This is a genomic window from Streptomyces sp. BB1-1-1 (genome assembly GCF_031597775.1).
GTDB classification, from domain to species: Bacteria; Actinomycetota; Actinomycetes; order Streptomycetales; family Streptomycetaceae; genus Streptomyces; species Streptomyces thinghirensis.
In genome coordinates this window covers 1,515,194-1,538,008 of record NZ_CP134203.1, presented here as the reverse complement: position 1 = coordinate 1,538,008, position 22,815 = coordinate 1,515,194, and the positions used below count along the sequence as shown (strand labels likewise).

Sequence of the window (22,815 nt, the reverse complement as noted above, 5' to 3'; positions counted from 1 at the left end):
GTGTTCGAGGGGCCGGGGCGAACGCGCTCCTGACGCGACCATGGCGATCAACTAAGCTGCCCGAACGGCCCTTCCCTGGAGGTGCGGATGCGTCGCCCTGTCGCACGGAAACTGACGGTCCTGGCGGTCTCGGCCGCCGTGGTGTCGGTGGGGGCGGCGGCGCCACCCACCGCCCAGAGCAGACCCGCCGCCCCGAAGACCCCGGTCGCCGTCGGCTACGGCGGCGCGGTCGCCAGCGTCGACCCGGACGCCTCCGCCGCCGGCATCGAGATCCTGCGCAAGGGCGGCAACGCCGTCGACGCGGCCGTGGCCACCGCGGCCGCCCTGGGAGTCACCGAGCCCTACTCCGCCGGCATCGGCGGAGGCGGCTACTTCGTCTACTACGACGCCAAGTCCCGTACGGTGCGCACCATCGACGGCCGTGAGACCGCGCCGCTGACCGCCGACGAGAACCTGTTCACGGAGAACGGCGAGCCGATCCCCTTCGCCGACGCCGTCAGCAGCGGCCTCGCCGTCGGCACCCCGGGCACACCCGCCACCTGGCAGACCGCCCTCGACAAGTGGGGCAGCCGCAAGCTCGGCTCCGTACTGCGGCCCGCCGAGCACCTGGCCCGGCACGGCTTCACCGTCGACGACACCTTCCGCTCCCAGACCGCCGCCAACGAGCAGCGGTTCCGCTACTTCCCGGACACCGCCGAGCTGTTCCTGCCGGGCGGCGAACTCCCGGTCGTCGGCTCCACGTTCAAGAACCCGGACCTGGCGCGCACGTACAAGGAGCTCGCCCGCGAGGGCGTCGGCGCGATCTACCACGGCGAACTCGGCGAGGACATCGTCGCCACCGTCAACGAGCCCCCCGTCGACCCGGACTCCGGCTGGAACGCCCGCCCCGGCGACCTGTCCGCCAAGGACCTCGCGGCCTACGAGACCAAGCTCCAGGCGCCGACCAGGACCTCGTACCGCGGCCTGAACGTCTACTCCATCGCGCCCTCCTCCTCCGGCGGCACCACGGTCGGCGAGGCCCTCAACATCCTGGAACGGACCGACCTCTCCAAGGCGAGCAAGGCCCGCTACCTGCACCGCTTCATCGAGGCGAGCCGTATCGCCTTCGCCGACCGGGGACGCTGGGTCGGCGACCCGGCCTTCGAGGACGTACCGACGAGGGAACTGCTGTCCCAGCGGTACGCCGACTCGCGCGAGTGCCTGATCAAGGACGACGCGGTGCTCACCAGCCCTCTCGCGCCCGGCGACCCGCGGCACCCGGCATCCTGCGCGGGCGGCGGCACGGCGGCGCCGACGACGTACGAGGGCGAGAGCACCACGCACCTGACGGTGGCCGACAAGTGGGGGAACGTCGTCGCCTACACGCTCACCATCGAGCAGACCGGCGGCAGCGGCATCACCGTGCCCGACCGCGGCTTCCTGCTCAACAACGAGCTGACGGACTTCTCCTTCGCCCCGGCCAACCCGGCCGTCCACGACCCGAACCTGCCGGGCCCCGGCAAGCGCCCGCGGTCGTCGATCGCGCCGACGATCGTGCTGGACCAGCACCACAAGCCGGTCGTCGCGGTCGGTTCGCCGGGCGGCGCCACCATCATCACCACCGTGCTCCAGACACTCACCGGCGTCATCGACCGCGGCCTCCCGCTCGTCGACGCGATCGCCGCCCCGCGCGCCAGCCAGCGCAACGCCGCGCAGACCGAACTCGAACCCGGCCTCTACGACAGCGGTGTGCGAGCGGAGCTGGAAGCCCTCGGGCACTCCTTCAAACGCAACCCCGAGATCGGCGCGGCGACCGGCGTGCAGCGGCTGCCGAACGGCAAGTGGCTGGCCGCCGCCGAGAAGGAACGACGCGGCGGCGGCTCGGCGATGGTCGTCAAGCCGGTGCGCTAGCCCTCACAGTTCGGGGACGGGCCGTTCGGGCGTCCGGAACGCCAGTCGCCCGTCCTCGACGTCGACCGTCACCCGGCCGCCCTCCGCGACGCGGCCGTCCAGCAGCAGCCGGGACAGCTCGTTGTCGACCTCGCGCTGGATGGTGCGGCGCAGCGGACGGGCGCCGTACTCGGGCTGGTAGCCGCGCTCGGCGATCCAGTCCACGGCCGCGTCGGTGAAGTCGGCGGTGATGCCCTGCGCGTGCACCATCCGGCGGGTCTCCTCGAGGAGCAGGCTGGTGATCTGCCGCAGCTGCTCGCCGCTGAGCTGGCGGAAGACGACGATCTCGTCGATGCGGTTGAGGAACTCGGGCCGGAAGTGCTCGCGCAGCGGGCGCAGCACCTGCTCGCGCCGGGCCTCCTCGTCCGCCTCCGAGCCACCGGCGCCGAAGCCGATGCCCGCGCCGCGCCGGGTGATCACGTCGGACCCCAGGTTGCTGGTCATCACGACGACCGTGTTGGTGAAGTCGACCGTACGGCCCTGGGAGTCGGTCAGGCGCCCGTCGTCGAGCACCTGGAGGAGGATGTTGAAGACGTCCGGGTGCGCCTTCTCCACCTCGTCCAGCAGGAGCAGCGAGTACGGGTGACGGCGCACCACCTCGGTGAGCTGACCGGCCTCCTCGTGCCCGACGTAGCCGGGCGGGGCGCCGACCAGGCGGCTGACCGTGTGGCGCTCCTGGTACTCGCTCATGTCGAGCCGCACCATCCGGTCCTCGCTGCCGAACAGCGCCTCCGCCAGCGCCCGTGCCAGTTCGGTCTTGCCGACGCCGGTCGGGCCGAGGAAGAGGAAGCTGCCGATGGGCCGGTCGGGGCTGGAGAGTCCGGCGCGGGAGCGGAGTACGGCGTCGGAGACGACCCGTACGGCCTCGTCCTGGCCGACGACCCGTTCGTGCAGGTGGGACTCCAGGCCCAGCAGGCGGTCCTTCTCCTCCTGGGTGAGGCTGCTGACCGGGATGCCGGTCTGCCGGGACACCACCTCGGCGATGGACTCGGTGCCGACCACCAGATTCAGGCCCTCGTCGGCCTCGTCGCCGCCGTCGGCCTCGGTGATCCGCTGCTTCAGCTCGGTGATCCGGTCCCGCAGCTGCATGGCCTGCTCGTACTGCTCGTCCGTGACCGCCTGGTCCTTGTCCCGGATCAGCTGGTCGACCTCGCGCTCCATGGCGCGTACGTCCGTGCCCTTGGTGCGGGCCCGCAGCCGCACCCGGGCGCCGGCCTGGTCGATCAGGTCGATGGCCTTGTCCGGCAGCCGGCGGTCGGTGAGGTAGCGGTCGGACATCTCCACGGCCGCCACCAGCGCCTCGTCGGTGTAGCGGACCTGGTGGTGGGCCTCGTAGCGGTCGCGCAGGCCGCGCAGGATCTCGATCGCGTCCGCGGTGGTGGGCTCCGGGACCAGGATCGGCTGGAAGCGGCGGGCGAGGGCCGCGTCCTTCTCGATCCTGCGGTACTCCTCCAGCGTGGTGGCGCCCACGATGTGCAGCTCGCCGCGGGCCAGGGCCGGCTTGAGGATGTTCCCGGCGTCCATCGAGCCGCTCTCGCCGCCTCCGCCCGCGCCGACGACGGTGTGCAGCTCGTCGATGAAGATGATCAGCTGGTCGGAGTGGGCGCGGATCTCGCCCACGATGTTGTTCATCCGCTCCTCGAAGTCGCCCCGGTAGCGGGTGCCGGCGACCACGCCGGTCAGGTCCAGCGCGACCACCCGGCGTCCGACCAGGATGTCGGGCACGTCGCCGTCGGTGATGCGCTGGGCCAGCCCCTCCACGACGGCGGTCTTGCCGACGCCCGCGTCACCGATCAGCACCGGGTTGTTCTTGCCGCGGCGGGAGAGCACCTCGACGGTCTGCTCGATCTCCTCCTCGCGCCCGATCACCGGGTCGATCCGGCCCTGCTGGGCCAGGTCGGTGAGGTCGCGGCCGTACTTGTCCAGGGTCGGCGTGTTCGTGGACCGCGGCCCCTCCGTGCGGGCCTTCGCGGCGTCCGGCGGCTCCGTCGGGAGACCCGAGGGCGCGAACCGGGCGGCGTTCAGGATGTGTCCGGCGGCCGAGTCGGGGTTGGCGGCGAGGGCGCTGAGCACGTGCTCCGGGCCGATGTACCCGGTGCCGGTCGACCGGGCCAGCTCGTGCGCGTCCAGCAGGGCGCGCTTGACGGCCGGGGTCAGGGAGAGCGAGGTCGGCGGCGGGACCTCGCCCGGCGGATGCTGCACCGGGCCGGTCCGCTCGTCGATCTGCGACGCCATCGCGTCGGGGTCGGCACCGGCCCGGCTGAGCAGGCCCCGGGTCGGTTCGGTGGCGAGCGCGGCCCGCAGCAGGTGCTCGGTGTCCAGGTCCCGGCTGCCGTGCTCGGCGGCGTACTGGGCGGCACCGCGCACCAGCTCCCGGGCGGGCTGGCTGAGCAGCCGCCCGATGTCGATCTGCCTCGGCCTGGGCCCGCCGAAGAAGCGTGCCAGGAATTCCGCGAACGGGTCACCCTCCGGGCCCATGAAGCCGCTGCTCATCGTTTCCGGTCCTCCGCTGCTTCGCTGATCGACGTGCCGGGGCCGGGTAACCCGGGCGGGGTGCGCTCATGCCCAACATGACACGTTCTGTTCCTGCGGGCATGTGCGGCGACCCCGTTCCCCGGACCGCCTCAGAGGCCGTCCCGCGAGGTCAGGACGCGCGGACCGGCCTCCGTGATCGCCACCGTGTGCTCCACGTGCGCCGCCCGGGAGCCGTCGTTCGTGCGCAGGGTCCAGCCGTCCGGTGCGCAGTGGTAGTCGTCCCGGCCGCCGCCGATCAGCATGGGCTCGATGGCGATGACCATGCCGTGGCGCAGGGGCAGTCCGCGCCCCGGCCGGCCCTCGTTGGGGACCCCGGGGTCCTCGTGCATGTGCCGGCCGATGCCGTGGCCGCCGAAGTCCTCCATGATCCCGTAGCCGGCCGTCCGGCACACCGAGCCGATGGCGTGCGCGATGTCGCCGATGCGGTTGCCGACGACGGCCGCGTCGATGCCCGCCGCCAGGGCCCGCTCCGCGGTCTCGATCAGCGTCACGTCCGCCGCCCGCGGGGTGCCCACGGTGAAGCTGACCGCCGAGTCGCCGGCCCAGCCTTCCAGGATCGCGCCGCAGTCGATGGAGACGAGGTCGCCGTCGCGCAACCGGTAGCCGTCCGGGATGCCGTGCACGATCGCGTCGTTCACGGACGCGCAGATGACGGCCGGGAAGGGCGTCGGGGCGAAGGAGGGCCGGTAGCCGAGGAACGGTGAGGCCGCCCCCGCCTCCCGCAGCACCTCGTGCGCCACCGCGTCCAGCTCCAGCAGGGACACCCCCACGTCCGCGGCCTGCCGTACGGCGGTCAGGGCGCGTGCGACGACCTGGCCGGCCTCGTACATGGCATCGATCGACGTGTCTGTCTTCAGTTCCACCATGCCAATTACTATACCGGTATTTTAATTGGCCTCGACTCGGCCCGGTCCGGTACGGGAGACCGGTATTAGAATGACGGCATGGTACGCACCCCCCTGACCCCCGAAGAGCGTGAACGCGGCGAGCGGCTCGGACGGCTGCTGCGTGCCGCCCGCGGCGACCGGAGCATGACGGTGGTCGCGGCCGAGGCGGGCGTCTCCGCCGAGACCCTGCGCAAGATCGAGACCGGCCGCGCGCCGACCCCGGCGTTCTTCACGGTGGCCGCGCTGGCCCGTGTGCTGGGGCTGTCCATGGACGAGCTGGCGGGGCTGTGCGCACTGGCGCCGGTGTGAGGGTGGTGTGACGACACTCCCCGAAAACTCGCTGTAGCGGCGTCGTAACACGGCTGGTGTTCCCTACGTGACCGATGGACCGGATGGACCGGACCGGAGTCCTCCAGTGGGGCGGGAGCCGAGCGATGGCCGTGGAACAACTGCCGGGTCGGGTGCGGCGGTTCGCCCGGTACCTGACCGACCTGCTGACGCGCCTGGACCAGGAGAGCGGCTGGTGCGGGGTGTTCCGGCAGCGCGACCCCGACGGCATGCGGGCCTGTCTCGACGGGCGTGAGGTGCCGCCCTGGGACGTGGTAGAGGCTCTGCTCCAGGACTTCGCCGGCCGGTACGGCGTCCCCGCCGCCACGGCGGAGACGGACCGGGCCCGTGCTCTCCACGCCGCCGCGCTCACCGCGTACGACTCCCTTCCCGACGCCCGGGACGCCCTCGCTGACCGGCTCGACGTGATGCTCCGCGAGCAGCGGTACGCCGCCGACCGCCAAATGGAACTGGGACGCCTGCTCGCTTCGGCCACCGACCGGCAGGCGGCCGACGCCCTCCGCCTCGACCTGGCCTGGGCCCGCGACGACCACGCCCGGGCAACGGCCCGGTGCGCCGAGATCCGGGCCCGGACGGCGGAGCTGGACCGCCGCACGGAGGCCGTCCGGCCGGGAGAGGCCGAGGACGGCACCGCGATCCGCGCGGGCGTTCCCGAAGGGCTTGCCGGGCCCGCGGGGGAGGGGCGAGTGCGCGGGTCGGCAGGATCGGTGCGCGGGGCGGCCGGTTCCGAAGGTGCGGGGTCACGCAGACGCCGTCGGGGTGGCGCGCGTTTCGCCGGGGTCTTCGACGAGGACGCCGTCCCTGCCTCCGTAGCGCCGGACGACGTACCGAGCCCCGTCGCCGCACCGGCGGGCAGACGCACCCCGCGCGGCGCGCGTTTCGCCGGCACCGCGGAGACCGCGGAGACCGCGGAGACCGCTGAGCAGCGGGCACCACGGCCCGAGCCGCCGATCGCGGCGGCGGACCGCGCGGCGGCCGGCCGGCTCGTCGAGGCGCTGACGCGGCTGCGCGCCGAGGGGCGCAGTGGGGAGGCGCACGCCCTGCTGGCCGAGGCCGCGCACGGGCCCGCCACCCGCTTCCCGCTGCTCGCCGCGCGGCTGGCACAGGCCGGACTCGGCGCCGACTGGACGACCCTGCTGTGGGAGACCGCCTCCCTGCCCGCCGAGAGCCTGGTCGCCGCCGCCGACGCGCTGACCGCGGCCGGACGCGGGGCCGACGGGGAGCAGGTCCTGCGGCAGGGCGTGGTACGTCCCGCCGCCGAGATCGGCACGGCCGTCCTCGGCCTGGTCGCCGCGGGCCGGCACCGCGAGGGCCGCGCGCTCCTCGACGCCTGCGTCCGCGCCCGCACCCCGGAAGAGGCCGCCCGCAGTGTCGAACCCGCCCCGCCGGTCCTCGTACCGCTGCTGCTGGCGGCGGCCCACGAAGTCTCCGACGAACGCCACTGGGACCTCGTCCACGCCCTCCGCGTCGCCGGATTCGCCACCTGAAGCCCGCCCCGGCCACCCCACCAGCCCCACCACTCACCCACAGGAGTGCGAATCACGATCGACACCACGGCTTGGCGACGATGGTCTTGGCAAGCCCGTCCGGCCAGGCTTACGTTCGTCCCTCTACTGCCTGCTCTACGGGCGTAGAGGCTCTGACGTCGTGTCGAAGGAGCAGCTCATGGCCAACGTCGTACGTGCCGCTCTCGTCCAGGCCACCTGGACCGGCGACACCGAGTCCATGGTGGCGAAACACGAGGAGCACGCCCGCGAGGCGGCCCGGCAGGGGGCCAAGGTCATCGGCTTCCAGGAAGTCTTCAACGCCCCCTACTTCTGCCAGGTCCAGGACCCCGAGCACTACCGCTGGGCCGAGCCCGTGCCCGACGGCCCGACCACCCGCCGCATGCAGGCCCTCGCGCGCGAGACCGGCATGGTGATCGTCGTCCCCGTCTTCGAGGTCGAGCAGTCCGGCTTCTACTACAACACCGCGGCCGTGATCGACGCCGACGGCACCGTCCTCGGGACGTACCGCAAGCACCACATCCCGCAGGTGAAGGGCTTCTGGGAGAAGTTCTACTTCCGTCCCGGAAACCTCGGCTGGCCCGTCTTCGACACCGCCGTCGGCAAGGTCGGCGTCTACATCTGCTACGACCGGCACTTTCCCGAGGGCTGGCGGCAACTCGGCCTCGGCGGCGCCCAGCTGGTCTACAACCCCTCCGCCACCCACCGCGGCCTCTCCGCCCACCTGTGGCGGCTCGAACAGCCCGCCGCGGCCGTCGCCAACGAGTACTTCGTCGCCGCGATCAACCGGGTCGGACAGGAGGAGTACGGGGACAACGACTTCTACGGGACGTCGTACTTCGTCGACCCCCGCGGGCAGCTCGTCGGCGAGACCGCCAGCGACACCAAGGAGGAACTCGTCGTCCGCGACCTCGACTTCGACCTCATCGACGAGGTGCGGCAGCAGTGGGCCTTCTACCGCGACCGCCGCCCCGACGCCTACGAAGGGCTGGTACAGCCGTGACCAAGGACCTGTTCGGCCGACACCGCGCCGTCCTGCCCGACTGGCTCGCCCTGTACTACGAGGACCCGCTGGAGATCACCCACGGCGAGGGCCGCCACGTCTGGGACGCCGCCGGCAACAAGTACCTCGACTTCTTCGGCGGCATCCTCACCACGATGACCGCGCACGCCCTGCCCGAGGTGACCAAGGCGGTGAGCGAGCAGGCCGGGCGGATCATCCACTCGTCCACGCTCTACCTCAACCGGCCCATGGTCGAACTCGCCGAGCGCGTCGCCCACGTCTCCGCCATCCCGGACGCCCGCGTCTTCTTCACCACCTCCGGCACCGAGGCCAACGACACGGCTCTGCTGCTCGCCACCGCCCACCGGCGCAGCAACACCGTCCTGGCGATGCGCAACAGCTACCACGGCCGCTCCTTCGGCTCGGTCGGCATCACCGGCAACCGCGGCTGGTCCCCGACCTCCCTCTCCCCGCTCCAGACGCTCTACGTCCACGGCGGCGTCCGCACCCGCGGTCCCTACGCCCACCTGGACGACCGCGACTTCATCGACGCCTGCGTCGAGGACCTCAAGGACCTCCTCGGCCACACCCGTCCGCCCGCCGCGCTGATCGCCGAACCCGTCCAGGGCGTCGGCGGCTTCACCTCCCCGCCGGACGGCCTGTACGCCGCGTTCCGCGAGGTGCTGCACGAGCGGGGCATCCTGTGGATCGCCGACGAGGTGCAGACCGGCTGGGGCCGCACCGGCGAGCACTTCTGGGGCTGGCAGGCCCACGGGCGCAGCGGCCCGCCGGACATCGTGACCTTCGCCAAGGGCATCGGCAACGGCATGTCCGTCGGCGGCGTGATCGCCCGCGCCGAGATCATGAACTGCCTGGACGCCAACAGCATCTCCACCTTCGGCGGCACCCAGGTCACCATGGCGGCCGGCCTCGCCAACCTCACGTACCTGCTGGAGCACGACCTCCAGGGCAACGCCCGGCGCGTCGGCGGCATGCTCATCGAACGGCTGCGGGCCGTCGCCGCCCAGGTGCCGCACGTACGGGAGGTGCGCGGGCGCGGGTTGATGATCGGCATCGAGCTGGCCCGGCCCGGCACCGACGAGGCCGCCCCCGAGGCCGCGTCCACCGTGCTGGAGGAGGCCCGCGCGGGCGGGTTGCTCATCGGCAAGGGCGGCGGCCACAGCACCAGCGTCCTGCGCGTCGCCCCGCCGATGTCCCTCACCGTCGCGGAGGCCGAGGAGGGCGCCGCGATCCTCGAACGCGCTCTGCGGAGCATCTGACGGCCGCGTCCCCAGCGGAGGAGGCGCCGCCATGACCACCACCTGGGACCAGGACCAGCAGCCTTGGGAGCCCGCTCTGTCGGTCCGTCAGGTCCTCACTCTGGAGCGGGTGCTCGCCGGGCAGCCCGAGGTGGTGGCCGGTGCGCACCGGCTCGACCGGCCGGTGCGCTGGGTGCACGTCGCCGAGGCCGCCGACGTCGGCGTGATGCTCAGCGGCGGCGAGATGGTGCTCACCACCGGGGTGCTGCTCGCCGGCGACGAGGACAAGCAGGGCGACTACATCCGCTCCCTGCACCGCGCGGAGGCCGCCGCCGTCGTACTCGGTCTCGGCCGCGCCTTCCCGGCCCCGCCGGACGTGATGCGCCGGGTGGCCGAGCGGTGCGGGCTGCCCCTGGTCGTCCTGCACCGGCCCTTCCCCTTCGCCGAACTGACCGAGGAGGTGCAATCCCGGCTGCTGCGGCGCAAGTTCGCCGCCGTCAGCCTCTCCGAGGCCGTACGCACCGAACTGACCGGGCTGATCACCGCGGGCGCCCCCGTGCAGCGCCTCCTCGACGAGGTGGCCCGGCACGGCGGCTGCCCGGTCGTCGTCACCAACCTCGCCCACCGCGTCCTCGCCACGGCGGGGGAGCGGCCCGCGGTCGACGACGTGCTCCGGGACTGGGAACGCATCGCCCGCCAGGCCGGCGCCGGAACCGCCGACGGCTGGATCCGCGCCGAGCTGAGCGGCCGCGGGGAACGCTGGGGGCGGCTGGTGCTGTGCGGCTACCGCGGTGACCGGGCCGCCGGACGGCTGCTCGCCGATCGCGCCGCCGAGGCCCTCGTCCTGCACCGCATGCTCGGCGGCGACGGCACCCACGCGGGAGGCCCCGGGACCCCTGGCGGCTCCTGGGACTCCTGGGACTCCTGGGAGGCGCAGTCCGCGCGGAGCCTGCTCACCGACCTGGTCAGCGGTGCCGTACCGGCACGGCAACTCCTGCCCCGGGCCCGCGCCGCCGGACTGCCGGTCAACCGGCGCGTCTTCGTCCCGCTCGTCGTCCGCGACCAGGAGCCCGCCCGGCTGAACCGCGTGCTGCGGCTGCTGGGCCTGCCCGGGATCGTGGCGGAACTCGCCGACGGTGCCGGCGCCGTCCTGCTCAGCCTCGCCCCCGACCAGGACGCCAGGGCGCTGACCGCCCACTTCGCGGCCCGGCTGCGGTCGGAGCCGGAGTCCGCCCACGCCGTGGTGGCGGCGGCCGACGCCCGCGCCGCCTGGGACGACGTACCGGCCGGCCTGCGCGAGGCCCAGCACGTCGCCGACGCCGTGGCCGACTCCGCGACCGCCCTCGACCCGCCGCCCGTCGTGCGGCTGCGCGACATCCACCTGCGCGGACTGGTCCGGCTGCTGCGCGACGACCCCCACGTGCAGTCCTTCGCCGAGCGGGAGCTGGACGGGCTGCTGCGCGGCCCCGACGAGGACCTGCTGTCCGTACTGCGCACCTACCTCGCCACCGGCCGCAACAAGTCCCGCACCGCCCAGCTCCACCACGTCTCCCGGCCCGCCCTCTACCGCCGTCTGGAAGCCATACAGGGCCGCCTCGGCGTCGACCTCGACGACTTCGAGCAGGCCGCCTCCGTCCACATCGCGCTCCTCGCCCACGACGCACAACAGGGGTGACACCGTGCAATGCCCGACCCCCGCAAACGTGACACCGTGCCACTCAATTCGGCCACCCGCCCTTCCTAGGCTCGCAGCACACCGAGCGAGTGGAGGCCGAAGATGAGCCGAGTGATCCGTGCCGCGCTCTTCCAGACCGCCTGGACGGGCGACAAGGAATCGATGATCCAGGTCCACGAGCAGGCGGTGCGTGACGCCGCCGCGCAGGGGGCACAGATCATGTGCTTCCAGGAGCTGTTCTACGGACCGTACTTCTGCCAGGTCCAGGACCCCGAGTTCTACGCCTACGCCGAGCGCGTCCCCGACGGCCCCGTAGTCGAGCGCTTCCAGCGGCTCGCCCGCGAGCACGGCATCGTCCTGGTGCTCCCGATGTACGAGGAGGAGCAGCCCGGCGTCCTCTACAACACGGCCGCCGTCATCGACGCCGACGGCTCCTACCTCGGCAAGTACCGCAAGACGCACATCCCGCAGGTGCGCGGCTTCTGGGAGAAGTTCTACTTCCGTCCCGGCAACTCCGGCTGGCCGGTCTTCGACACGGCGGTCGGCAAGGTCGGCGTCTACATCTGCTACGACCGGCACTTCCCGGAGGGCTGGCGGGCGCTGGGCCTGGAAGGCGCGGAGCTCGTCTTCAACCCGTCGGCCACCTCGCGCGGCCTGTCCGGCTACCTGTGGCAGCTGGAGCAGCCGGCGGCGGCCGTCGCCAACGAGTACTTCGTCGGCGCCATCAACCGCGTCGGCGTGGAGGAGTACGGCGACAACGACTTCTACGGCACCTCGTACTTCGTCGACCCCGAGGCGCGGTTCGTCGGCGAGGTCGCGAGCGACAAGGAGACCGAGTTGGTAGTCCGGGACCTGGATATGGCCAAGCTGCGAGAAGTGCGAGACCGCTGGCAGTTCTACCGTGACCGCGCGCCGGCGTCGTATGCACCACTGACGGCTCCATAGACGACTTGAGGGGCGCGGGGAACTGCGCGACCAGCCACCCACAACCGTCACTTACCCACAACGAGGAGCGACCCCATGAGCCGTACGGCAATCCGCGGCGGCCTCGTCGTCACCGCGTCCGACGAGATCCACGCCGACGTCCTGATCGAGGACGGCCGGATCGCCGCCCTCGCCGCGACCGGAACCCCGGCCGCCCAGGCCTTCACGGCCGAGCAGGTCATCGACGCGAGCGGCAAGTACGTCATCCCGGGCGGCGTCGACGGCCACACCCACATGGAGATGCCCTTCGGCGGCACCTACGCCGCCGACACCTTCGAGACCGGCACCCGGGCCGCCGCCTGGGGCGGCACGACCACCATCGTCGACTTCGCCATCCAGAGCGTCGGACACTCCCTGCGTTCCGGCCTGGACGCCTGGCACGCCAAGGCCGAGGGCAACTGCGCGATCGACTACGCCTTCCACATGATCGTCTCCGACGTGAACCAGAAGACGCTCAAGGAGATGGACCTGCTGGTGGAGGAGGGCGTCACCTCCTTCAAGCAGTTCATGGCCTACCCCGGTGTCTTCTACTCCGACGACGGCCAGATCCTGCGCGCCATGCAGCGCGCCGCCGACAACGGCGGCCTGATCATGATGCACGCCGAGAACGGCATCGCGATCGACGTCCTGGTCGAGCAGGCCCTCGCCCGCGGCGAGACCGACCCGCGCTTCCACGGCGAGGTCCGCAAGGCCCTCCTGGAGGCCGAGGCGACCCACCGCGCCATCAAGCTCGCCCAGGTCGCCGGCGCGCCCCTGTACGTCGTGCACGTCTCCGCGACGGAGGCGGTCGCGGAGCTGACCCGGGCCCGCGACGAGGGCCTGAACGTCTTCGGCGAGACCTGCCCGCAGTACCTCTTCCTGTCCACCGACAACCTCGCCGAGCCCGACTTCGAGGGCGCCAAGTACGTGTGCAGCACCCCGCTGCGCCCGCGCGAGCACCAGGCGGCCCTGTGGCGGGGCCTGCGGACCAACGACCTCCAGGTGGTCTCCACCGACCACTGCCCCTTCTGCTTCAGCGGCCAGAAGGAGCTGGGCCGGGGCGACTTCTCCAAGATCCCCAACGGCATGCCGGGTGTCGAGAACCGCATGGACCTGCTCCACCAGGCCGTCGTCGACGGGCACATCACCCGGCGCCGCTGGATCGAGATCGCCTGCGCCACCCCGGCCCGCATGTTCGGCCTCTACCCGAAGAAGGGCACCATCGCCCCGGGCGCCGACGCCGACGTGGTCGTCTACGACCCGCACGCCGAGCAGGTCATCTCCGCCGAGACCCACCACATGAACGTCGACTACTCGGCGTACGAGGGCAAGCGGATCACCGGCCGCGTGGAGACCGTGCTCTCGCGCGGCGTGCCGGTCGTCACCGAGCGGGAGTACACCGGGCGCAAGGGCCACGGCGTCTACACCCCGCGCGCCACCTGCCAGTACCTGAACTAGGAGCCGCGCCCATGGACTTCGGACTCGTCCTGCAGACCGACCCACCCGCCTCCCGCGTGGTCGACCTGATGAAGCGGGCGGAGAGCAACGGCTTCAGCCACGGCTGGACCTTCGACTCCGCCGTGCTCTGGCAGGAGCCGTTCGTGATCTACAGCCAGATCCTGGCCAACACCACGACACTGAAGGTCGGCCCGATGGTCACCAACCCGGGCACCCGCACCTGGGAGGTGACCGCCTCCACCTTCGCCACCCTCAACGACATGTTCGGCAACCGCACCGTCTGCGGCATCGGCCGCGGCGACTCCGCGATGCGCGTCGCCGGCCGCAAGCCCAACACCCTGGCCCGCATCAGCGAGGCCATGAAGGTCATCCGGGCGCTGGGCCGGGGAGAGGAGGCCGACCTCGGCGGCGGCACCGTCGTCAGGTTCCCCTGGATCAAGCCGGGCGCCGAAGTGCCCGTGTGGATGGCGGCGTACGGACCGAAGGCGCTGAGGATGACCGGCGAGGAGGCCGACGGCTTCATCCTCCAGCTCGCCGACCTCTACCTGACCGAGTACATGGTCAAGGCCGTCAAGGACGCCGCCGTCGCCGCGGGGCGCGACCCGTCCGAGGTGCGGATCTGCGTCGCCGCCCCGGCCTACGTCACCGCCGACGACTCGCCCGAGGCGCTCGCCCACGCGCGCGAGCAGTGCCGCTGGTTCGGCGGCATGGTCGGCAACCACGTGGCCGACCTCGTCGACAAGTACGGCGTCCACTCCGCCGCCGTACCCGACGAACTCACCGACTACATCAAGGCCCGCGAGGGCTACGACTACTCCCACCACGGGCGCAGCGGCAACCCGGACACCCGGTTCGTGCCGGACGAGATCGTCGACCGGTTCTGCCTGATCGGGCCGGCCGAGAAGCACATCGAGAAGCTGAACGCCCTGCGCGCCCTCGGCGTCGACCAGTTCGCGCTCTACGACATGCACGACGCGCAGGAAGCCGTGATCGACGCGTACGGCACCCAGGTGATCCCGGCCGTCAACGGCTGACCCCACCCCACCACGCCCCCCTTCCCGCTCGGGAAGGGGGCCCAGGGCGCACCCGCGCACCCCCCTCGGCACCGCCCGCACGGCCTCTCCCGTCCCACCGCACGATTGGCCTGCCCATGACCGACACCGCGCCCACGGCGATACCGCCGTCCGCCCAAGTCACCCTCCCCGACGGGCGCGTGGAGCTCGCCCCCGGCTCCCCGCCGCCGAGCGGCCCCTACGCTAACGAGGACCTGCTGCCCGTCCCCGTCGGGGGACGCACCTGGACCACGTACAACTTCTCCGCCCTGTGGGTCGGCATGGCCCACAACACGGCCTCCTGGACCCTGGCCTCCGGTCTGATCGCCGTCGGCATGGACTGGAAGCAGGCGGTGTTCACCATCGCCCTGGCCAACGTGATCGTGCTCCTGCCGATGCTGCTCACCGGACACGCGGGACCCAAGTACGGCATCCCCTTCCCGGTGTTCGCCCGCGCCTCCTTCGGCATCCGCGGCGCCAACCTGCCCGCCGTGGTGCGGGCGCTGGTGGCGTGCGGCTGGTTCGGCATCCAGACCTGGATCGGCGGCGAGGCGATCTACTACCTGGCCGGCAAGCTGATCGGCGACGGCTGGACGAACGCGGCGACGTTCGGCGGCCACGCCTGGACGATGTGGCTGTCGTTCGCCATCTTCTGGGCGATCCAGGTCGCCATCATCTACCGGGGCATGGAGACGATCCGCCGCTTCGAGAACTGGGCGGCGCCCTTCGTGCTGGTCGGCGCGTTCGTGATGCTGTGGTGGATGGCCGACAAGGCGGGCGGCTTCGGCCCGCTCTTCGACCAGCCGTCGAAGCTGGGCTGGGGCGGCGACTTCTGGAGACTGTTCTGGCCCTCCCTCATGGGCATGATCGGCTTCTGGTCCACGCTGTCCCTCAACATCCCCGACTTCACCCGCTACGGAAAGAGCCAGAAGGCGCAGACGCGCGGCCAGGCCCTCGGACTGCCGACCACCATGACGCTGTTCGCCTTCCTCTCCGTGATGGTCACCTCCGGTTCGCAGGCGGTGTACGGGGAGGCCATCTGGGACCCGGTGAAGCTCGCCGCGAAGACGGACAACGTGGTGGGACTGCTCTTCGCCCTCGTCACCGTCCTGGTGGCGACCCTGTCCGTGAACATCGCCGCCAACCTGGTCTCACCGGCCTTCGACTTCTCCAACGTCGCCCCGCGCAAGGTGAGTTTCCGGGCCGGCGCGCTCATCACCTGCGTCCTCGCCGTGCTGATCTTCCCGTGGAAGCTGTACTCCGACCCGCAGGGCTACATCTTCACCTGGCTCGGCCTGGTCGGCGGGCTGCTCGGCACGGTCGCCGGCATCCTCATCGCGGACTACTGGATCCTGCGCCGCGCCCGTCTCGACCTCGTCGACCTGTACCGCACGGGCGGACGCTACTGGTACGACCGGGGCTGGAACTGGCGGGCGGTCGTCGCCTTCCTCGCCGGCGGCGTCCTGGCCATCGGGGGCGCCGACTTCCACCCGCTGATCGACGGCCGTCCCGTGCCGTTCCTGGAACCGCTGGCCGACTACGGCTGGGCGGTGGGCCTCGGCACCTCCACGGTGCTCTACCTGGCGCTGATGCTGCTGCCCGCCACCCGGCCCCGTACGGCGGCCGGCCCGGCTCAGCCCTGACCGCCCTCCAAGGCGGCCACCGCCTCCTTGGCCGCCTTGATGGCGCCCTTGTTGATCGTCTCCGTACTCGGTGCCTTCTTCGACTCGAAGTCACTGCCGTTGTACGTGATCATCACCAGGGCGTTGGACGCGCGGACCAGCACGGTGCCCTCGCGCGTCTGCTGCTTGTCCTCGGTGGTGAGGTTCACGACGGAGTACGCCGCGTCGCCGAGCCCCGGGACCTCGCCACCGCCGCTCCGGTCGGCGACCCGCTCCTCGTACGACTTCAGCGCCGCCTCGTCCGACTTCATCACCTCGTAGGAGACGTCGAGCCACCGGTAGTCGTACCCCTTGAGCGCGTTCCAGGAACAGGTGCGGCGCACACCGGTGTCCGTCGAGGGGATCTCCTTGCCGGCCGCCTCGGCACCCGGCACCAGTGAGGTGACCGTCTTCCGGGCCAGGCTCTCGCAGGGTGCCGGAGCGGCGGCGTACGTCTTCGTCACCGCCTCGGTCGCCGGTGCGGAGGCGGACCGTTCGGTGGTGTCGGGCGGCGTCTTGTCCTTCGCGGCCGGTGACGTGTCCGGCCCGGACGACAGCGCCCAGCCCGCCGTGGCGAGCACGGCGACCGGCGCCAGACGCGCGGTCAGGGCGAGCGGCAGGGGAAGAGAACGCACGGCGCACTTCTCGTGGGGGACGGTGCGGAGAGGGTCCGCACTGCGGACGGGACGCCAGTGTCACACGACTCCCCGTGGGGCGGAAGGGCGAACTCGGTGCGTGGCCGCGCGGTGACGCAGACGAACGGGAGCACCTGGTCCGGGCGGGGGCGTCAGGGCCGGACCGCCGTCACCAGCCACACGTCGGCCCGCATCCGCACGCCGGTGCCGGTGTGGAACGGGCGCAGGGCCTCCTCCAGACCGGCGAGCCGAGAGGCGGGGAGCGCGCCGCCCGGTACGCGCGACAGGAGGAACTCGGCGGCATCGCGCACGTCCCGGCCCCAGACCGTCTCGACGGTGACCGGGGCGACCGTCACCCCCTCGTACCCGGCCAGTGCCTCCCGGACGCGCGCCGGATCCGACAACGAGGCCATCGCCGTGCGCGCGGCGACCCGGTCCGGGCCCGTCCTCTCGTCGACGAGCCGGGCGAGCGCCCGGCCCTGCTCCGACTCGGGTCCCGGCGGCCGGGGGCAGACGAACGCGAGCCGGCCGCCCGGCCGCAGGGCGCGCGCCAGGTTCCGGAAGGCGGCGGCACGGTCGGCGAAGAACCTCACCCCGCCCCGGCTGACGACCACGTCGTACCCACCGGCCGCGAACGCGTGCGCCTGAGTGTCCGCGCACTCGTACGTCGCGTTCGCGATGCCCTCGGCCGCCGTGCTCGCGCGTGCCCGTGCCAGCAGAGGCGCCGAGACGTCGACGCCGACGGCGTACCCGGGGGCGGCGAGCCGCGCCGCGATCCGGGTCGTCGCGCCGGCCCCGCAGCCGACGTCGAGGACACGGTCGCCGGGGGCGATGGCCGCCGCGCCGAACAAGGCGTCGTCCACGCCCGCCGGCATCGCGTCGTAGCGCCGGGCGTCGCAGCGCAGGGCGTCGTAGCGGTCCTGGTGGCCGGCCCGGTGCGCGCCGGCGGGGCCGTTCCAGGCCTCGGCCCGGCGGGGGTCGGCGACGAGGGTCATGAGGTCTCCTGGATGGTGGGCGGGGTGACGGGTGTGCTCAGGGCGGTCTCGATGCGGTCCACGGCGGCGAACGCGCCGTACGCGACGAGGTGCACCAGGCAGTGGTCGGTGTGCTCGGGCCGGCGCCATGCCGCGACGTCCGCGTCCGTGATCCCGCCCGGCGCGAGCGCGGCCAGCAGCGCCAGCCGTGCGCCGGGCCGCTCCCGCCGGTCGGGGAAGGGGCCTCGGGCGAGGGGAGGGTGAGACCCGTCCCAGTCACGCAGGGCGGCGCGTACGAGGGCCTGGTCGTCGGCGTCGAGGAGCCCGGCGCCCATGGTGGCGGTGGTGCTCAGCGCCGCGTACGCGGGGCCGACCGGTGTGCCCGCCGCCCACGCCGGTCCCGGGCCGGGGTCGTCGAGCAGGGACAGGGCGGCACCGGGGACGGCCGGGCGGCGTACGGTCCGGGACAGCGACCGGCCCGCCAGGCTCCGCACCGGACGCAGCCGCTGCGCGTCGGCCGGGAGCAGGTTCTCGGTCACCAGGGCCGACATGACGCGGTTGATGAAGTGGAAGGCCAGCGCGGTGCCGAGATAGCCGGGGGCCTCCTCGCGCGGGAACGGATACGGCTCCCGCGCGGCCCCCGGGACACGGGTGCGCCGCGCCCAGTCGAGCACGCGCGCGTGCTGCTCGTCGGCCGGTTCCTGGCCCCGGGCCAGCCGCTCGGCGAGGGCGTGGTCGCCGGTGGCGTGCAGCAGCATGGTGTGCGCGTCCACGCAGAACCGGCACTTGTTGGCCTGCGACACCCCGAAGGCGGCGACCTCCTTGCCGGTCCGGCCGCCGGGCCCGGCGATCAGGGACTCGCGCATCAGCGCCCAGGCCGGGGCGACGAGTGCGGGCGCGGAGGAGAGGACCACGAACGGGGCGGGCTCGGGGATGCCGAAGTCCCGCGCCGCCTGGGCGTAGACCTCGGCGACGCGGCCGGTGGCCGCCTTCGGCGGAAGGGGTTCGGTGTGACGGAAGGGTGTGGGCATGGACAGCAGCGTGTGCCACCGGGGTGCCCGCGGTCGTCGTACGGCCGGATGCGGTCGGCGCTGCGCCCCGCGGTCCGGTCCCGAGGGGCAACTACTTCGCCGGGAGTACTCCGCAAGCCGTCCACAGGGCCGACGCGACCGCCGTCGGGGCCGTCTAGGGTGCGGGTATGAGTGAGCGTCAGGCCGAACGCAGGTGGCTCGCCGACGCGGTCCTCGCGGTCGTGGTCGGTGCCCTCGGCATGACCGTGGCCGCCTTCGACGACGACACCACGGCTCTCGACCACGCGCTGATCGCCCTCGCCTCGGCGGCGCTCGCCTTCCACCGTGCCGCCCCGCGCGCGGTGCTCGCCGTCGCCACCGTGCTCGGTACGGCCTACGTCCTGCACGCCCACCCCGGGCCGCTCTCCGCGCTGCCCGTCCTGGGCGCCGTGCACACCGCGGCCCGGGTCGGCCACCGGGGCGTCGCCGCGGCCGGCGGCGCGGTGTTCCTGGCCGGGTACGTGGCGACGGGCCCCGGGACCCAGGAGGTGGCCGAGCGGGCCGGGTTGCTCGCCGGCTGGTTCCTGTGCGCGGTGGTGACCGGGCTCGCCGACCGGAACTGGCAGGCGTACCTGCGCCAGACCGAGCAGCGCGCCCTGGAGGCGGAGCGCACCCGGGAGGAGGCGGCCCTGCGCCGCGCCGGTGAGGAACGCCTGCGCATCGCCCGGGAGTTGCACGACTCGCTCACGCACAGCATCTCCATCGTCAAGCTCCAGGCCGGCGTCGCCGTCCACCTGGCCCGCAAGCGCGGCGAGGAGGTGCCGCCGGCGCTGCTCGCCATCCAGGAGGCCAGTGGCGAGGCGATGCGCGAGCTGCGCTCCGCCCTCCAGGTGCTGCGCGCCGACGAACCCACCGGCACCCCGGCCCTGCTCGTGGAGCGGGCCCGCGCCGCCGGTCTCGCCGTCGACCTGACGGTCACCGGCGACGAACGCCCGCTGCCGCAGGCCGTCGACCGGGCCGCCTACCGCATCGTCCAGGAGGCCCTCACCAACGCGGCGCGGCACGCGGGACCGGCGAAGGTGACGGTCCTCATCGACTACGGCAGGGGGAGCGAGGGGCGGTTGGCGATCGACGTGGACGACGACGGAGCCGCCGATCCGGCCCGCCCGCCGACGCCTGGCACCGGCCTGACCGGCATGCGGGAACGCGTGACGGCTCTCGGCGGCACCCTGGGCGCCGCCCCGCGCGCGGAGGGCGGCTTCTCGGTGCGGGCCCGGCTGCCGCTGGGGGAGACGGTATGAGCGAGGTCCTGCGGGTGGTGCTCGTCGACGACCAGGCGCTGATGCGCGCCGGCTTCCGGGCCCTTCTCGACGCCGAGGAAGGCATCGAGGTGGTCGGCGAGGCGGCCGACGGTGAGCAGGGCGTGGCACTGGTGCGGGACCGGGTGCCCGACGTGGCGCTGGTCGACGTGCAGATGCCCGTGATGTCGGGCATCGAGGCGACCCGCCGCATCGCCGCCGACCCGGCCCTCGCCGCCGTCCGCGTGGTCATCCTCACCAACTACGGCCTGGACGAGTACGTCTTCGAGGCGCTGCGGGCGGGAGCGAGCGGCTTCCTGCTGAAGGACACCGAGCCCGCCGACCTGCTCCAGGCCATCGAGGTGGTGGCCCGCGGTGAGGCGCTGCTCTCCCCTTCGGTCACCCGCACCCTGATCGGCGAGTTCGTCTCCCGGCCCCCGGACCGTGCCACCGCCCCCGGCCTGGACCGCCTCACCCGCCGCGAACGCGAGGTCACCGCGCTCGCCGCCCGCGGCCTGAGCAACGAGGAGATCGCCGTGCACATGGTGATCAGCCCGTTGACCGCCAAGACGCACATCAGCCGCGCGATGACCAAGCTGGGCGCCCGGGACCGGGCCCAACTCGTGGTGTTCGCCTACGAGTCGGGCCTGGTGGAGGCGCGTCTCCGTTAGGGGACGCGCGCCGTCCACCCGTCGGAGCCGAACTTGGTGTCGGCCAGCTCCCGCGCCCGGGCCAGCTCCTCGTCGGTCACCTTCCCCTGGGCGAGCCTGTACCGGCCGGCGAACGACTCGATCATCCGCTCGATGACGGCCTCCCGCGCCAGCCCGGTCTGCCGGCGCAGCGGGTCCACCCGCTTCCTCGCGCTCTTGATGCCCTTGTCGGACATCTTCTCCCGCCCGATGCGCAGCACTTCCAGCATCTTGTCGGCGTCGATGTCGTACGACATGGTCACGTGGTGCAGCACGGCGCCGGGACCGCCGCCCGGCCCCACGACGCGCTTCTGGGCGGCTCCCGCGATCTTGCCCTGGTCGGTGGCGATGTCGTTCAGCGGCTGGTACCAGGCGCGGATCCCCAGCTCGCCGAGGGCGCCGAGCACCCAGTCGTCGAGGTAGGCGTAGCTGTCCTGGAAGGAGAGCCCCTGTACCAGGGCCTCCGGCACGGACAGCGAGTAGGTGATGGTGTTGCCGGGCTCCACGAACATCGCGCCGCCGCCGGAGATCCGGCGCACCACCTCGATGCCGTGGCGGGCGGCGCCCTCGGCGTCCACCTCGTTGCGCAGCGACTGGAAGCTGCCGATGATCACCGCCGGGGCGCCCCACTCCCACACCCGCAGTGTCGGCGGGCGCCGGCCCGCGGCGACCTCGGCGGTCAGCACCTCGTCAAGGGCCATGTGCAGCGTCGGGGCCTGGGGGCCCTCGTGGATCAGCTGCCAGTCGTAGTCCGTCCAGTCCGTGGCGTGCGCCAGGGCCCGGCGCACGGCGATGCCGACGCCCTCCGAGGTCAGCCCGTACATCACGGTGCCCTCGGGCAGCGCCGCGTCGATCCGCGCGGCGAGTCCGGCGGCGTCGGTGTCCGCGGGGGCGCCCTCCAGCGCGCGGTTCACGGCGTCCAGCGCGTCGTCCGGTTCCAGGAAGAAGTCGCCCGCCACGCGCACGTGCCGCAGCACACCGCCGTCGGCCTCCACGTCCACGACGACCAGCTTGCCGCCGGGGATCTTGTATTCACCGTGCACCGATCCGCCTCCGTTTCCGCACATGAGGGGCAACAGCGGAGCCGATCACGGTGTTCCCGGGGCCGTCCCACCCGCGTACGGGGCGGGCGGCCGGTGCCGGTTAGCCTGACCGCATGCGGGTCACCAGGGAGCTGCCGGCGCTCGCCGCCGGCGAGGTGGACGTGCCCTTCGTGATCAAGGGGTACGAGGAGGTCGTCGCCGACGACACGGCCTGGAACGAGCACTCGCACCCGTGGCACGAACTCCTCTGGAACGAGCACGGCGCGTCCACGGTCGTGGTGGGCTCCCGGGTGTGGTGCGTCACGCCGACGCTGGGACTGTGGATGCCGGCGGGGCAGTTGCACTCCGCCTCCGCGGTCGCGGGCACCGCGTACCGGGCCCACTTCTTCCGGCACGGCACGGTGTCGGCGCTGCCCGACGTACCGGTCGCCGTGGACATCACCCCGCTGCTCCGGCTCCTGCTGGAGCGGCTGGAGGAGGAGGACCTGACGTCGCGGTCCCGGGCCGTGACCGAGACGATGGTCCTCGACGTCCTGCGGCCGTCGCCCCGGGCGCTGCTGGTGCAGCTGCCCACGTCCCCGTTGCTGCGGCCGATCGTGGACGCGGTACGGGCCGATCCAGCCCACCAGCGGACGCTGGCCGGCTGGGCGTCCTCCCTCGGGTGCAGCGCCCGCACCCTGACCCGGGCGTTCCGGACCGAGACGGGCACGAGTTTCGCCCGTTGGGTCGCCGCGGTACGGGCCCAGCACGCCGTGCAGCTCCTCTCCCGCGGATTCGAGGTCGACGTGGTGGCCGACGCGGTCGGCTACCGCTCGGCGAGCGCCTTCGGGGCGGCTTTCCGGCGGACCACCGGGACCACTCCGGGCAGCTTCCGGACCCGCTGACGGACCC

Annotated in this window: 19 protein-coding genes; 13 read left to right on the top strand and 6 right to left on the bottom strand. The window is 72.9% G+C overall.

Annotated features, from left to right (window positions below; translation table 11 throughout):
- The first annotated feature begins 87 nt into the window (after positions 1–87).
- On the top strand, positions 88–1,890 hold the full coding sequence (gene ggt / locus RI578_RS07145; RefSeq protein ID WP_310870295.1) for a gamma-glutamyltransferase: 1,803 nt from the start codon (positions 88–90) through the stop codon (positions 1,888–1,890).
- A 3-nt stretch (positions 1,891–1,893) separates the two neighbouring features.
- Here ggt and RI578_RS07140 read toward each other — a convergent pair whose 3' ends face one another.
- Positions 1,894–4,422 (bottom strand): ATP-dependent Clp protease ATP-binding subunit, encoded by a 2,529-nt coding sequence (locus RI578_RS07140; RefSeq protein WP_310870294.1) that lies wholly within the window; start codon positions 4,420–4,422, stop codon positions 1,894–1,896.
- Positions 4,423–4,553: 131 nt separating this feature from the next.
- Positions 4,554–5,330 (bottom strand): type I methionyl aminopeptidase, encoded by a 777-nt coding sequence (map, locus tag RI578_RS07135; RefSeq protein WP_310870293.1) that lies wholly within the window; start codon positions 5,328–5,330, stop codon positions 4,554–4,556.
- 78 nt (positions 5,331–5,408) lie between these two features.
- Between map and RI578_RS07130 the strand changes: the two genes are divergently transcribed.
- From RI578_RS07130 to RI578_RS07090, 9 genes are all read left to right on the top strand, one after another.
- Positions 5,409–5,660 carry a helix-turn-helix transcriptional regulator gene (locus RI578_RS07130; protein WP_310870292.1) on the top strand — a complete coding sequence of 84 codons (252 nt, stop codon included), beginning with the start codon at positions 5,409–5,411 and terminating at the stop codon, positions 5,658–5,660.
- A 125-nt stretch (positions 5,661–5,785) separates the two neighbouring features.
- Positions 5,786–7,186: a hypothetical protein gene (locus RI578_RS07125; RefSeq protein WP_310870291.1), complete on the top strand. Its 1,401-nt coding sequence runs from the start codon at positions 5,786–5,788 to the stop codon at positions 7,184–7,186.
- Between the two features lie 178 nt (positions 7,187–7,364).
- On the top strand, positions 7,365–8,207 hold the full coding sequence (locus RI578_RS07120; RefSeq protein WP_310870290.1) for a nitrilase-related carbon-nitrogen hydrolase: 843 nt from the start codon (positions 7,365–7,367) through the stop codon (positions 8,205–8,207).
- Complete coding sequence (locus RI578_RS07115) at positions 8,204–9,487, top strand: aspartate aminotransferase family protein (protein ID WP_310870289.1); 1,284 nt, start codon at positions 8,204–8,206, stop codon at positions 9,485–9,487. Before RI578_RS07120 ends, RI578_RS07115 begins: the two co-directional genes overlap by 4 nt.
- Before the next feature lie 31 nt (positions 9,488–9,518).
- Positions 9,519–11,141, top strand: a complete 1,623-nt coding sequence (locus RI578_RS07110) for a PucR family transcriptional regulator (RefSeq protein WP_310870288.1) — start codon at positions 9,519–9,521, stop codon at positions 11,139–11,141.
- Between the two features lie 102 nt (positions 11,142–11,243).
- A complete protein-coding gene (locus RI578_RS07105) occupies positions 11,244–12,086 on the top strand; it encodes a nitrilase-related carbon-nitrogen hydrolase (RefSeq protein WP_310870287.1) in 843 nt (280 codons plus the stop codon).
- Positions 12,087–12,161: 75 nt separating this feature from the next.
- Entirely contained in the window at positions 12,162–13,562 is a 1,401-nt protein-coding gene (hydA, locus tag RI578_RS07100) for a dihydropyrimidinase (RefSeq protein WP_310870286.1), read from the top strand.
- An 11-nt stretch (positions 13,563–13,573) separates the two neighbouring features.
- Entirely contained in the window at positions 13,574–14,596 is a 1,023-nt protein-coding gene (locus RI578_RS07095; protein WP_310870285.1) for a TIGR03842 family LLM class F420-dependent oxidoreductase, read from the top strand.
- A 116-nt stretch (positions 14,597–14,712) separates the two neighbouring features.
- Positions 14,713–16,257 (top strand): NCS1 family nucleobase:cation symporter-1, encoded by a 1,545-nt coding sequence (locus tag RI578_RS07090; RefSeq protein ID WP_310870284.1) that lies wholly within the window; start codon positions 14,713–14,715, stop codon positions 16,255–16,257.
- On the opposite strand, the gene RI578_RS07085 is transcribed toward RI578_RS07090, so the two are convergent.
- From RI578_RS07085 to RI578_RS07075, 3 genes are all read right to left on the bottom strand, one after another.
- Positions 16,248–16,910, bottom strand: coding sequence for a hypothetical protein (locus RI578_RS07085; RefSeq protein WP_310870283.1), 663 nt, complete (start codon positions 16,908–16,910; stop codon positions 16,248–16,250). The two genes, RI578_RS07090 and RI578_RS07085, sit on opposite strands and share 10 nt — an antisense overlap.
- 152 nt (positions 16,911–17,062) lie before the next feature.
- Positions 17,063–17,905 (bottom strand): class I SAM-dependent methyltransferase, encoded by an 843-nt coding sequence (locus RI578_RS07080; RefSeq protein ID WP_310870282.1) that lies wholly within the window; start codon positions 17,903–17,905, stop codon positions 17,063–17,065.
- Positions 17,902–18,915: a carboxymuconolactone decarboxylase family protein gene (locus RI578_RS07075; protein WP_310870281.1), complete on the bottom strand. Its 1,014-nt coding sequence runs from the start codon at positions 18,913–18,915 to the stop codon at positions 17,902–17,904. Before RI578_RS07075 ends, RI578_RS07080 begins: the two co-directional genes overlap by 4 nt.
- Before the next feature lie 167 nt (positions 18,916–19,082).
- On the opposite strand from RI578_RS07075, the gene RI578_RS07070 reads away from it, so the two are divergent.
- Entirely contained in the window at positions 19,083–20,195 is a 1,113-nt protein-coding gene (locus RI578_RS07070; RefSeq protein WP_310870280.1) for a sensor histidine kinase, read from the top strand.
- Positions 20,192–20,863 (top strand): response regulator transcription factor, encoded by a 672-nt coding sequence (locus RI578_RS07065; protein WP_310870279.1) that lies wholly within the window; start codon positions 20,192–20,194, stop codon positions 20,861–20,863. The genes RI578_RS07070 and RI578_RS07065 overlap by 4 nt, the downstream gene beginning before the upstream one ends.
- Here RI578_RS07065 and RI578_RS07060 read toward each other — a convergent pair.
- Positions 20,860–21,924, bottom strand: coding sequence for a biotin/lipoate A/B protein ligase family protein (locus RI578_RS07060; RefSeq protein WP_310870278.1), 1,065 nt, complete (start codon positions 21,922–21,924; stop codon positions 20,860–20,862). The two genes, RI578_RS07065 and RI578_RS07060, sit on opposite strands and share 4 nt — an antisense overlap.
- 113 nt (positions 21,925–22,037) lie before the next feature.
- Here RI578_RS07060 and RI578_RS07055 point away from each other — a divergent pair, with 113 nt between their 5' ends.
- On the top strand, positions 22,038–22,808 hold the full coding sequence (locus RI578_RS07055; RefSeq protein ID WP_310870277.1) for a helix-turn-helix transcriptional regulator: 771 nt from the start codon (positions 22,038–22,040) through the stop codon (positions 22,806–22,808).
- Positions 22,809–22,815: the final 7 nt, after the last annotated feature.

Coding starts and splice junctions, on each gene's coding strand:
- ggt (WP_310870295.1), top strand. CDS start 88: ATGCGTCGCCCTGTCGCACGGAAACTGACGGTCCTGGCGGTCTCGGCC.
- RI578_RS07140 (WP_310870294.1), bottom strand. CDS start 4,422: ATGAGCAGCGGCTTCATGGGCCCGGAGGGTGACCCGTTCGCGGAATTC.
- map (WP_310870293.1), bottom strand. CDS start 5,330: ATGGTGGAACTGAAGACAGACACGTCGATCGATGCCATGTACGAGGCC.
- RI578_RS07130 (WP_310870292.1), top strand. CDS start 5,409: ATGGTACGCACCCCCCTGACCCCCGAAGAGCGTGAACGCGGCGAGCGG.
- RI578_RS07125 (WP_310870291.1), top strand. CDS start 5,786: ATGGCCGTGGAACAACTGCCGGGTCGGGTGCGGCGGTTCGCCCGGTAC.
- RI578_RS07120 (WP_310870290.1), top strand. CDS start 7,365: ATGGCCAACGTCGTACGTGCCGCTCTCGTCCAGGCCACCTGGACCGGC.
- RI578_RS07110 (WP_310870288.1), top strand. CDS start 9,519: ATGACCACCACCTGGGACCAGGACCAGCAGCCTTGGGAGCCCGCTCTG.
- RI578_RS07105 (WP_310870287.1), top strand. CDS start 11,244: ATGAGCCGAGTGATCCGTGCCGCGCTCTTCCAGACCGCCTGGACGGGC.
- hydA (WP_310870286.1), top strand. CDS start 12,162: ATGAGCCGTACGGCAATCCGCGGCGGCCTCGTCGTCACCGCGTCCGAC.
- RI578_RS07095 (WP_310870285.1), top strand. CDS start 13,574: ATGGACTTCGGACTCGTCCTGCAGACCGACCCACCCGCCTCCCGCGTG.
- RI578_RS07090 (WP_310870284.1), top strand. CDS start 14,713: ATGACCGACACCGCGCCCACGGCGATACCGCCGTCCGCCCAAGTCACC.
- RI578_RS07080 (WP_310870282.1), bottom strand. CDS start 17,905: ATGACCCTCGTCGCCGACCCCCGCCGGGCCGAGGCCTGGAACGGCCCC.
- RI578_RS07075 (WP_310870281.1), bottom strand. CDS start 18,915: ATGCCCACACCCTTCCGTCACACCGAACCCCTTCCGCCGAAGGCGGCC.
- RI578_RS07070 (WP_310870280.1), top strand. CDS start 19,083: ATGAGTGAGCGTCAGGCCGAACGCAGGTGGCTCGCCGACGCGGTCCTC.
- RI578_RS07065 (WP_310870279.1), top strand. CDS start 20,192: ATGAGCGAGGTCCTGCGGGTGGTGCTCGTCGACGACCAGGCGCTGATG.
- RI578_RS07055 (WP_310870277.1), top strand. CDS start 22,038: ATGCGGGTCACCAGGGAGCTGCCGGCGCTCGCCGCCGGCGAGGTGGAC.